12 protein-coding genes and 1 rRNA gene are annotated in these 11,579 nt (G+C 40.6%); 7 read left to right on the top strand and 6 right to left on the bottom strand.

The window, feature by feature from the left end:
• Positions 1-75: ribosomal RNA gene (locus B9T36_RS18575) — 16S ribosomal RNA — on the bottom strand; the annotation flags it as partial.
• Positions 76-504: 429 nt separating this feature from the next.
• Positions 505-1,074, bottom strand: coding sequence for a peptidylprolyl isomerase (locus B9T36_RS18570; protein ID WP_086210899.1), 570 nt, complete (start codon positions 1,072-1,074; stop codon positions 505-507).
• 96 nt (positions 1,075-1,170) lie between these two features.
• On the opposite strand from B9T36_RS18570, the gene B9T36_RS18565 reads away from it, so the two are divergent.
• Positions 1,171-1,839 carry an acetoacetate decarboxylase family protein gene (locus tag B9T36_RS18565; RefSeq protein WP_086210898.1) on the top strand — a complete coding sequence of 223 codons (669 nt, stop codon included), beginning with the start codon at positions 1,171-1,173 and terminating at the stop codon, positions 1,837-1,839.
• Positions 1,840-1,887: 48 nt separating this feature from the next.
• Here B9T36_RS18565 and B9T36_RS18560 read toward each other — a convergent pair whose 3' ends face one another.
• The gene (locus B9T36_RS18560) at positions 1,888-2,961 is read right to left on the bottom strand and encodes an alpha/beta hydrolase (protein ID WP_086210904.1); all 1,074 of its coding nucleotides are present in this window, start codon (positions 2,959-2,961) and stop codon (positions 1,888-1,890) included.
• A gap of 200 nt (positions 2,962-3,161) precedes the next feature.
• Between B9T36_RS18560 and B9T36_RS18555 the strand changes: the two genes are divergently transcribed.
• Positions 3,162-3,731, top strand: coding sequence for a hypothetical protein (locus B9T36_RS18555; RefSeq protein WP_086210897.1), 570 nt, complete (start codon positions 3,162-3,164; stop codon positions 3,729-3,731).
• A 111-nt stretch (positions 3,732-3,842) separates the two neighbouring features.
• Here B9T36_RS18555 and B9T36_RS18550 read toward each other — a convergent pair whose 3' ends face one another.
• Complete coding sequence (locus B9T36_RS18550; RefSeq protein WP_086210896.1) at positions 3,843-4,070, bottom strand: hypothetical protein; 228 nt, start codon at positions 4,068-4,070, stop codon at positions 3,843-3,845.
• Positions 4,071-4,935: 865 nt separating this feature from the next.
• On the opposite strand from B9T36_RS18550, the gene grpE reads away from it, so the two are divergent.
• From grpE to B9T36_RS18525, 5 genes are all read left to right on the top strand, one after another.
• A complete protein-coding gene (gene grpE / locus B9T36_RS18545) occupies positions 4,936-5,484 on the top strand; it encodes a nucleotide exchange factor GrpE (protein WP_086210895.1) in 549 nt (182 codons plus the stop codon).
• Between the two features lie 119 nt (positions 5,485-5,603).
• Complete coding sequence (gene dnaK / locus B9T36_RS18540; protein WP_086210894.1) at positions 5,604-7,544, top strand: molecular chaperone DnaK; 1,941 nt, start codon at positions 5,604-5,606, stop codon at positions 7,542-7,544.
• Positions 7,545-7,658: 114 nt separating this feature from the next.
• Positions 7,659-8,483 (top strand): OXA-211 family carbapenem-hydrolyzing class D beta-lactamase, encoded by an 825-nt coding sequence (blaOXA, locus tag B9T36_RS18535; RefSeq protein ID WP_086210893.1) that lies wholly within the window; start codon positions 7,659-7,661, stop codon positions 8,481-8,483.
• An 82-nt stretch (positions 8,484-8,565) separates the two neighbouring features.
• Positions 8,566-9,477: a matrixin family metalloprotease gene (locus B9T36_RS18530; RefSeq protein WP_086210892.1), complete on the top strand. Its 912-nt coding sequence runs from the start codon at positions 8,566-8,568 to the stop codon at positions 9,475-9,477.
• A gap of 111 nt (positions 9,478-9,588) precedes the next feature.
• Positions 9,589-9,963: a hypothetical protein gene (locus B9T36_RS18525; protein ID WP_171264512.1), complete on the top strand. Its 375-nt coding sequence runs from the start codon at positions 9,589-9,591 to the stop codon at positions 9,961-9,963.
• Between the two features lie 63 nt (positions 9,964-10,026).
• On the opposite strand, the gene erpA is transcribed toward B9T36_RS18525, so the two are convergent.
• Both erpA and B9T36_RS18515 read right to left on the bottom strand, forming a co-directional pair.
• Positions 10,027-10,362 (bottom strand): iron-sulfur cluster insertion protein ErpA, encoded by a 336-nt coding sequence (erpA, locus tag B9T36_RS18520; protein ID WP_086210890.1) that lies wholly within the window; start codon positions 10,360-10,362, stop codon positions 10,027-10,029.
• Between the two features lie 118 nt (positions 10,363-10,480).
• On the bottom strand, positions 10,481-11,482 hold the full coding sequence (locus B9T36_RS18515; RefSeq protein ID WP_404814617.1) for a putative solute-binding protein: 1,002 nt from the start codon (positions 11,480-11,482) through the stop codon (positions 10,481-10,483).
• Positions 11,483-11,579: the final 97 nt, after the last annotated feature.

The raw sequence follows: 11,579 nt of genomic DNA, 5'->3' as shown, positions 1-11,579 counted from the left end.
CTCCCCCCGCTCGACTTGCATGTGTTAAGCCTGCCGCCAGCGTTCAATCTGAGCCATGATCAAACTCTTCAGTTAAAATCATTTAGTGACTTAAGGTCACAATTCTGGCTCATCAATTTTCTGACTAAAAATTCGCTCAAATAAACTTCGAGTAATTTCTACCATTCAATCAATGAAATATTTTCGATCGATCAATCAGTAAAAATCCACACAAGTTGTTCTTCATAATCTCTTAATGATCTTTCTATCACCTCGTCAGTGATAGAAGCTGGACTCAATACACTTAACAACTCAGCACTTCGTGCTTCGTTCGTTTCCGTCTATCTCGTCGGTATGGGGTGCATTCTAGAGGATTTCTAAAGCTTTGCAAGTGCTTTTAACTGATTGTTTTATCGGGTGTTGTATTTTTATGCACTAAAAAGATTCAAAAACATACAACAACCAACCTAACCTAATAATTTTAAAGTAGAAATATAGATTTAATATTTCTACGTTCTTTTTTCATTACTTTTGCACTGTTGCTGCTTTAATATTCACACTGAGAATTTGAACAGGTTGTTTCGGTACATCTTGGTACGGTCCTGTACGTCCTGTCGGTACTTTAGTGATCTTATCCACCACATCCATACCTTTAGTGACCTGACCAAATACCGCATAACCTGCGTTATTGGTACTTTTATCTAAAAAGTTATTATCCACTACATTAATAAAGAACTGACTGGTTGCAGAATGCGGTAGGTTGGTTCGTGCCATCGCCAAAGTGCCACGTTTATTAGATAGACCATTACTTGATTCATTTTGAATGGCTGGTCGTGTTGATTTTTCTACAAGGTCAGCAGTCATACCGCCACCTTGCACCATGAACCCCGGAATGACGCGATGAAAAATTGTGCCGTTATAGAACTTAGCTTTCGTATAGTCTTCAAAGTTTTTTGCTGAGATTGGCGCTTTATCGTTAAACAGTTCAATCTCGATATTGCCCATTGATGTTTTCATTTCAACAATCGTGTTATTTGCCATGACTACCATACTCATACATGTAGCCGTCACTGCAACTAAACTCTTCTTTAACATTTCGTTACTCACAGCATTCAGATGTTATTAGATTTCGGTATATTAATCGTTCAGTATAAATAAAACACTACTTCTTCTAAGAAAACGAGAATAACGATGAATGAAGCTCTAATCCTTTCTCAATTGAGTCAATTTCCACCTTGGCATTTACAAGGTGAAGCTTTTATTTTGAATTATTGGATCAGTCCGCAATTTATTCGACAATATAAAGCGTTTCGTATCGCTCCTTCACCTATTGGCCGTGTGGTTCAAGTCATGCTGGTTCGTTATCATCAATCCCCTGTTGGTCCTTATGATGAACTGCTTTTACTCGATCATCCCTTACTGAGTAAACGGCGTTTAAGCTCGATTCCTAAAATTTATGTGTCTACACAGATTTCAGTTGAACATGGTCAACAACTTTGGGGTATTCCAAAAGAGTTTGCCCAGTTTGATTGGCAGACACAGCATGAAACAACACAATGCCAACTCAGCACTCAAAACCAAACGCTACGTTTAACCTTAACTCAATGTAAAAAGGCACGTCCGTTTTATATCAATAGTCATCACATTCCACGTTCCATGCTCAAAATACAGCAAGCATGGCAAGGTCAACGTTATGAGTTTTCTCCACAGTTTCGCGCAAAGCTAATGAAACTGAAAAAATTTGAGTGGGAAAACCATACCACCCTCTTTCCAGACTTTGGTCAAGCCAAGGCACTACAAAGTTTTTATGTCCCGAGCTTTCAACTTGTTTTTCCAGAAGCCAAAGTCCGCGTTAAATAAAAAAATTTGTTCCACGTGAAACATTATTTTTTTAACATTCATGCTTTTTTATTTAGCATTCTTATCCCAGAATTTTCTAAAGTTCTTTGCCATTTCTATGGTGATTTTTTTTGCCCGACGAGAAATGATGGTGAAGTTCACAAACCCATGGGGTTGATCGAGATAATTTTGATAATGCACCTTATTGCCCTGCTGTTTTAATTTGATGGCATAAATCTCACCTTCATCATGTAATAAATCATGACCCGCTGTAATGACAGAGGCAGGAGCTAAACCTTTTAGCACTCCATAGGTAGGAGAAACTAGAGGATCATCTAAAGCCACTTGATGCTGGTCAGCATAAAAAGCAGTGACCATATCGACATCTTGCCCAGTTAAGGTGAGTCCGTCTTTATATGCAAAGAATGAAGGATGGCGACTTTTGAAATCAACCACAGGATAAATTAATAATTGCGCACTTGGCGCATAAGCTTTTGCCGCACTTCGCTGTGCCACCACTGTACTGATATTGCCACCAGCACTATCACCTGCTACTGCAATTCGATCTTTCAAAATTTTAAGTTGACGTCGGTTTTGATACACCCAAGCTAAAGCGTCTTCACAAGATTGAATCAATAACTGCGGACTAGCTTCAGGAGCTAAAGGATAATCTATGCTTAACACTTGCACTTTGCCATGGACAGCCAAAAGTCGGCACACCTCGTCATGAGTATCTAAGCTACCCACCACAAAACCACCACCATGATAAAATACCAACATGGGAAGCTTTTTATTGGGTGCAGGATGGTAGTGTCTAGCAAAAACCGTCCCACTTTGCAGGGGTAGGCGTAAATCCTCTACCAATTTGACAGTGGTCGGCTTACTGGTCAACATTTGAATTTGATGGTCGAAGAGCTTACGAGAACGGTGAAAGTCCTCAAGAATAAAACCTGATTTACCTTGTTTATATTGTGCAGCCATCAGGCATTTTATGAATGGATCCAGTTGTTCAAAAGGATAAGGATAACCTAGCGCTTTCACTAGTCCTTCTTGGGCCGTACTTGGTAAATGATCAATTGCTCGCGCAACATGACCTTGTCCTTTTTCCATCCACTTTTGTAAAGTTTTATTCAATCCAACCATGTCAATCATATCCTTTTTTTTCGTTCTTCATATTCTCTACATGATCAGTAATTATGTGACCATTCTCTTATATAAGTCTTCACATCAAGATACATAGCAATATGCCCTATACGCTAATCTTCTTTTAAGAGCTTGTCATTGACAATTTTTATGCCGATTTAGGAGTGTTTTGCTATTCCGCTTTTGTAAGGAGACTCACCATGACTAAAAAAATAATATTGCTCTCACTCGTCAGCAGCCTATTTGTTGGCTGTGTGGCGTTTCCTGATGATGGCTATTATGACGGACGCTACGGTCACCGCTATGACTATGATGATCGAGGATATGATCGCCATGATGACCGATACGAACGTGATCATCAACGCTGGGAATATCAACAACGACAAAACCGTATTGAACGCGAACGTCGCGAAGCAGATCGAAATCGCCAGAGACATGCTGAATGGGAACGCCAGAACCGCGAACAAGAACGACAACACATTGAAGCTGAGCGCAAACAGATCGCCAATCAACGTCATCAAGACTGGCAACAGAAAAAGCGTGAGCAAGAGCGATTAAATCAAGAACGTAAGCGTTATGATGTTGAACGTCAACAACGACAAAATGCCGAACGCCAACGTCGTGAGCAAGAGCGTCAACGGACTGAAGATCGACGTAAACAATCCAATAACGATCGTAAGCAACGTACCGATGATCAACGCCGCGATCAAAACAAAAGTTGGGATAACGCACGTCAAGAACGAGAAAATCGTCATCGCACTTCAGACTGATGAATAACACGGCGGAGCAGCTTGAGTGATTTACCCTCTAAAAAAGACCTTCACGGCATCCAGTGAAGGTCTTTAACAAAGCGAATGTAAGAGAACGCTCTCTTTTAAGCTTTATTGTTGTGTTATCGCAGGTGTAGATTGGATCGGTTCAACCTGAGCAGCAGGATCCGCTTGAACCTCTACTCCAGTACTTCCCTCAACGGTTGCTGTTGCATCTGGTGCAGTGGTCACTTGAGCAGACTCAGGCGCTGTAGTAGTTTCATTTGAGCTACAACCAGCTATTGCAAATGCTGAACCTAAAAGCGCTAGAGACAATAATGCAGTTTTCTTCTTTAACATTTTTTGATTTCCTTTTACGTCATACAAAATAGCAAAGCCAAACTTTGCCCTGCCTATCTTTGTTAAATCCAAAAACTTTTACACACATCTTGAGTTGTAGTTTCTACAACTCCCAGTACAACTTGTGCAATTTTTTATTAACCTATAAAAATTGAAAACAACTCAAGTCTAGATCAAAAAGATTCGTTTAACTTTCTGATTCTGCATTCATTATATCGCTTGTATTTCATATTTCGGAGCAGCAAGACATCACTGCAAGTATTCCCCTTAATTGCAGAACTATCTTATGTTGATACACGATTAAATAATGTATTTAGCCCATTTCAAACCCAAAAGTTTAATCGAAGTAATCTTCAGGACTAAAATCAAGCAAGGATTTACATATACAGATTCAGCGTTTTGAGTGTGAAAAAAGCGGATTTGAAATGTTCAATATAAAAAAGCCAAGGCTTGTGGCACTTGGCAAAAGTGTTACAAATTTAGATGCAGCCACCATGCTCTACTCTCTCCACAGAACATGATCACTGCTAACTAAGACATTATGCGGCTACACTAAAAGCAAGTAAAACAGATAAATTTTATAAAAATTATTTAATTTAACGATCAAAAGAGCTAGCCCCCCCCCTCTCAATATCGCGTTTAATGCATCATTTATTTAAAACTGAGAACTACAGCACAACATTAAATCAATTTTTGCCCAAAATGAATGAATTAATCGCTCAATCCGCTTGAATTTTTGGCTGTTGCCCCGACCTTTTGTAGTAATCCTGAATTCAATAACGCATGGCAGTTCAGATTAACCCAGTTAACACTGATGCCTGAAGGACTGTACATGTTTAAGAACCCATTTAAACGGAGTAAATCAATGGCAACTGAGCACAATCAAGACGCTCAAGATCTAGGGCAAGAGCAAGCGGATTCACAAACAGCGCAAACTCAAGCTGAAACGGAGCAAGCTGAAGTTTCAGTTGAGGATTTACAAGCTCAAATTACCAATCTTGAAGAAAGCTTAAAGCTTGAAAAAGCACGTACTGCAAACGCTGTATACGAAGCACAAAAAAGTGTAGAGCGTATTCAACGTGAATCTGATAAGCATAAAGACACCGTGCTAGAAAAATTCGCAAAAGAGTTACTTGACTCAGTGGATAATTTAGAACGTGCCATTAGCGCATCGGGTGAAGAGAAAACACCAATGTTTGAAGGTGTGGAACTGACGTTGAAATCGTTACTCACTGCACTGGAAAAATTTGGTGTGGTCGCAGTTGATACAGCAAATGGTTTCAATGCGGATTTGCATCAAGCAGTCGGGATTGATCCAAATGCGAAAGCCAACGAGATCGGAACGGTATTGCAAAAAGGTTATACCTTAAATGGTCGTTTGCTCCGTCCAGCAATGGTCATGGTTGGCGCATAAGCCTTATAAATTCGAGAGTTTGTGAAATTTTTTCGTCATTATCACTTGAAAAAAATTGAACGGCTCTCATATCGAATAACAAGCAAAAACATTGCAAAAATTTTTGAGGAATCATCCAAATGGCTAAAATCATTGGTATTGACTTAGGTACAACAAACTCTTGCGTCGCTGTACTTGAAGGCGACAAAGTTAAAGTTATCGACAACGCTGAAGGTGCACGTACAACTCCATCAATCATCGCTTACAAAGATGGTGAGATTTTGGTAGGTCAAAGTGCTAAACGCCAAGCGGTAACCAACCCGAAAAACACATTATTCGCAATCAAACGTTTGATTGGTCGTAAGTATCAAGACCAAGCGGTTCAAAAGGATATCGGTCTTGTACCTTACAAAATCATCAAAGCAGACAATGGCGATGCTTGGGTTGATGTAAACGATAAGAAACTAGCACCACAACAAATCTCTGCTGAAATTTTGAAAAAGATGAAGAAAACTGCAGAAGATTACTTAGGTGAAACAGTGACTGAAGCGGTAATTACCGTTCCTGCTTACTTTAACGATGCACAGCGTCAAGCAACCAAAGATGCGGGTAAAATTGCAGGTCTTGATGTTAAACGTATCATTAACGAACCAACGGCTGCGGCACTTGCGTTCGGTATGGACAAAAAAGAAGGCGATCGTAAAATTGCAGTTTACGACTTAGGTGGTGGTACATTCGACGTATCAATCATTGAAATCGCAGATCTTGATGGTGACCAACAAATCGAAGTGTTATCAACCAATGGTGATACTTTCCTTGGTGGTGAAGACTTTGATAACGCGTTAATTGAATTCTTGGTTGAAGAATTCAAGAAAGAACAAAGTGTCAACTTGAAAAATGATCCACTTGCGTTACAACGTTTGAAAGAAGCAGCTGAGAAAGCAAAAATTGAGCTTTCTTCATCTAATGCAACTGAAATTAACCTTCCGTACATCACGGCAGATGCGACTGGTCCTAAACACTTAGTGATCAATGTAACGCGTGCAAAACTTGAAGGTTTAGTGGCTGATTTGGTTGAACGTACCATCGAACCTTGCCGTATTGCACTTAAAGATGCAGGTCTTTCAACTTCTGAGATTTCTGATGTGATCTTGGTGGGTGGTCAGTCTCGTATGCCACTTGTACAACAAAAAGTACAAGAGTTCTTCGGTCGTGAGCCACGTAAAGACGTAAACCCTGACGAAGCGGTAGCAATGGGTGCTGCGATTCAAGGTGCGGTATTGTCTGGTGACAAAACTGACGTACTTCTTCTTGACGTGACGCCGTTGACCCTTGGTATCGAAACCATGGGTGGCGTGTTAACAGCAATTATTGAGAAAAACACCACGATTCCTGCGAAGAAATCTCAAGTGTTCTCAACTGCTGCGGACAACCAACCTGCTGTAGACATTTCTGTGTTCCAAGGTGAACGTAAAATGGCACAGCAAAACAAATTGTTGGGTAACTTCCAATTGGGCGACATTCCACCTGCTCCACGTGGTGTGCCACAAATTGAAGTATCGTTCGACATCAATGCTGACGGTATCTTAAAAGTATCGGCTAAAGATAAGAGCACTGGTAAAGAGCAATCTATCCAGATTAAAGCAAACTCAGGTTTGTCTGATGCTGAAATCGAAGCAATGATCAAAGACGCTGAAGCAAATGCTGAAGAAGATCGTAAGTTCGAAGAACTTGCGAAAGCACGTAACGAAGCGGATGCATTGGTATCTTCTGCTCAAAAAGCAGTGAAAGACCTAGGCGAGCAAGTAACAAGCGATGAAAAAACTGCTGTTGAAACTGCAGTCGCTGAGCTTGAAACTTCGACGAAAGAAAATGATGTAGAAGACATTAAAGCGAAAACTGAAGCTTTACAAAACATCATTATGCCGATCACACAACGTGCTTATGAAGCGGCGCAAGGTCAAGGCGGTGCTGAAGGTTTCGACCCAAATGCATTCGGCGGTGACGCTGGTCAACAACAAAAAGCGGACGATGGCGTTGTAGATGCTGAGTTCACTGAAGTGAAAGATGACAAAAAATAATTTGTCTCTTTAATAAAAAACCGCGCGAAAGCGCGGTTTTTTATTACCTAAATCACGTTGTGTCGTATTCCACTTTTACATTAGCCTGATAAAAAATTTAGAACTTAACCACCAATGAAAACTTTACAGTTGGGACTCATCGTCCTCATTACAACCTTCGGTTCTGCTTGTACCACAATAAACCCCTCCGTAGAAACAGCTAAAAACCAGCAGCAGCAAGATGCGCAACGGCAGATCCAACAAGCCTTCGATCAACTCCAAACCACGGGAGTGATTGTCATTAAGGATCAGCATGGCTTACACAGCTACGGCAATGACCTAAGCCGCGCTCAGACACCGTATGTGCCCGCTTCTACCTTTAAAATGCTGAATGCCTTAATCGGACTAGAGCATGACAAGGCAACCATTAACGAAGTATTTAAATGGGATGGTCAAAAGCGTAGCTTTCCTGCATGGGAAAAAGACATGACTTTAGGGCAAGCCATGCAGGCATCTGCCGTTCCCGTTTATCAGGAGCTAGCACGGCGCATTGGTCTAGACCTGATGCAAAAAGAAGTGCAACGCATTGAATATGGCAATCAACAGATTGGCACCGTTGTCGATAATTTTTGGTTAGTCGGCCCACTGCAAATTACGCCTGTCCAAGAAGTCCTTTTTGTCGAAAAGCTGGCAAATAAAAAGCTTGCATTTAAACCAGAAGTGCAACAAGCGGTACAAGACATGCTACTGATTGAACAGAAACCGAATTATAAACTCTATGCAAAATCAGGTTGGGGCATGGACATAGAACCGCAAGTTGGTTGGTGGACAGGCTGGGTAGAATATCCCGATTGTGAAAAGGTCTATTTCTCTTTAAATATGCACATGAAAACGGGAATTCCAGCCAGCGTACGTGAGCAACTGGTTAAACAAAGCTTGACTACATTGGGTCTAATTTAAAGCCCTTAATCTGACGCATTTTTATTTAGCAATCATCCTTTTTAAGCTAAAGTAGTTAAAAACAACGATCTATGAATAAAATATGCGTCTCATTGTATTGTTTGCTCTACTTGGCTTTTTAGGGATGATTTTTTATCAAAATCTGCAACATCCTCAACTTCGGCTCAATCCATTGTTAGATCGCATCACCCACCCTTTCGATCAACGTATTCGCTATCGGATTGCAGAAGTTGACCCTCGTTTTAACCTAAGTGAAGTAGAACTGAAACAGATCAGCCAACAAGCCACTGATATTTGGAAACAAGGTCTCGGAAAAGATTATTTTGTTTATGACCCTAATGCTCGACTCAGTATTCATCTCATTTATGATCAAAGACAAGATGAATCACTACAACGCCGCGATCAACTGTCTAAACTCACACAAAATGAAGCCAGTATCAGCCAAAAGAATAGTGAACTCAAAGCGATGCAAGAAAATCTCGCACGTCACGAAATCGCTTTAAATATGCAACAACGCAGTCTACAAGAACTCAACCAAAACTATAACGCCATGATCCGCCAGTACAATCAATATGGTGGCGTGCCTGTCGCACAACAGCCTGCGGTACAACAAAGTTTAGCGCGACTTCGTGAACAGCAAAACTTTTTAGAACAACAAATTGCAAGCTTTAACACGCGTGTTAACGAATATAATCAAAGAGTGAATGAACTCAATCACTTAGATCAAGGCCTTAATCTTGCGATTGATCAGTTTAATCAGCGTTTTCAACCCCGGCCATTTGATAAAGGTCTGTTTAATGGGCGAGAAATTCACATTTATGAGTTCGAGTCAGATGATGACCTACGCATGACCTTGGCACATGAATTTGGTCACGCCTTAGGCATGAAACATCATAATGCCCCCAAGGCACTGATGTATCCCATGTTAGAAGAACAAGATATGCAGCATTTTCGTTTACAAAGTGCCGATATTGCGTTGTTTAATGCCCGTTGAAGCGGTGGTTTACTAAAAATCCCTAGTTTTAATGGGAGTATGAAATACAATCACAGCACATCTTGACTCGGGTTCGTGTTATTGTAAATAATTGAATATCCACTAGAAGCTTTGGAGACGAATGTGAGTTACTACCATATCTTAATCGAAGTAAATGACCACATCAGTACGATTGAAGAAACTCGTGATATCGAAATCTTTGATATTGTTGAGATTCAACCTTATCTCCATTCTATTCTATTGCCCTATTTCAACGAGCAACTGTTAGAACTTGAAGATGAGAATTTAGAGTTTAAGGATATTTTACATCTGGAAGTGAAACAGACGCTTTTGCCGATCAATGATTTGATTGAAGAAGAACAGAAACTGTTACCGAGTGACACCGATGTCACGATTACTGCCTATGAAGTTTTTAATAACCGAGACTTAAGCCAAGATGTCACCACGATTATTTTTGACTTACTCGATGCAATTAAACTCGATTGAAAGCGAATGATTGCACATAAAAAAGCCCTCATCATGATGAGGGCTTTTTTAATCCGGTCAGGTTTAGATCGAGAACGATGAACCACAACCACAGGTCGTTGTTGCATTTGGGTTTTGCACGACGAAACGTGAACCTTCCAAACCTTCAATATAATCCACCACTGAACCGACCAAATATTGATAACTCAATGAGTCAACCAACATTTTCACATCACCATTGATAAATTCTGCGTCGTCTTCATTTTGGTTTTCAGCAAAGTTAAAACCATAAGAAAAACCTGAACAACCACCGCCCGTAACATATACACGGAGCATTAAATCTTGATTCCCTTCACTGTCACGTAATTGACGTACTTTATTTGCGGCATTGTCGCTTAGTTCAAGTGCTTGGGCATTCATCTTAAATTCCTCAGTTCGGTTCAGCTGTCTTTCAAATCAAAAAGACCATATTTCGAGTATAGCATACTCAATATATGGTCCCTATTTGAATATTTAAAGTCAAATCAGACTAATTTTATCAAGATTGTTTGTAATTCTCATCTTGTAAGCCACATTCAAAGTTTTTCGCTGCTTGCTTACAACGGAATTGCCATAACAGTTTCATCATTCGCTTATCGTAAATACCGCGGTTGGTGAGATCAATCCGTGCTTCACGCATCATCTTTTGATAGCCAGGTTGATCGGCTGCAGGCACCTGCATCCAATATTTTTGTGGGATTTCGGCTTTCATTTTACCCAAAATACCAAATGCACGCGGTAACTGTCCTTTGACCCATTCCCGTGATTTTTGTCCATAACCTGCAGGGAATTTATCCGGGCGAATAATGATATTCCCAGTGACCTGTAAAATCGGATAATTCACAATGGCGCCTTTCGTTCCTAAACCTTTATGTAACTCTAAGGGCTTAAAAACGGCAGCGGGTGCACCAATAATATCAACCTGACCATTATTAAACTTTGCGCCAAAGTTAGTGACATCAGCACTGACAGCTTGTGCACCAATTTGTTGAACCATGACTTTTTGTGCTTGATCATAGTCTAAAACGGCAATTTTCTTGCCTGCGGCTTTCGCTACGGTATTGATGCTACGGTCATTCACCAATAAAAAAGCGTCTCCAACGGGGATCACACCTGCGACCTCGTACTTACCATTCACCATATATTTAGCAAAAGCTGGGCTGGCTAAGCCTTGCATGACTTTTACTGCTAAATTGAGATCGGGAATCGCGCCAATCGCGTCGAGTGAACCTGTAAACGCATTAAATTGACGCCCACGCATACCTGTGACACTAATCGCATCACATTTTCCTGCTTTGAAATCCTCAGCAATCACAGCTTCGTTTTGGCCTACACGCAGTTCAATATCCGCCCCCCAGTTTTTAGCCGCCAACTGATAATCTTTCATCAAGCTATAGACATCACCATTTTTGCCAACCAAATCGAAGACACAAACCACTTGTTTGGCCTGTGCCATCGCTGTTGCAGAAACGACTAATGTCCCAACACTGAGGCTTTTCATCCACTGTTTCATACATCTTCCTTTAGACTTATTGTTGTTTATTGTGATGAGTCACTCACTTGTGCTCTTTGTTATTTTTTGATGCCCCGAATGAAAC

Source organism: Acinetobacter sp. ANC 4204 (assembly GCF_002135205.1).
Lineage (GTDB): Bacteria > Pseudomonadota > Gammaproteobacteria > Pseudomonadales > Moraxellaceae > Acinetobacter.
This window is presented reverse-complemented; position numbering and strand designations above follow the sequence as displayed.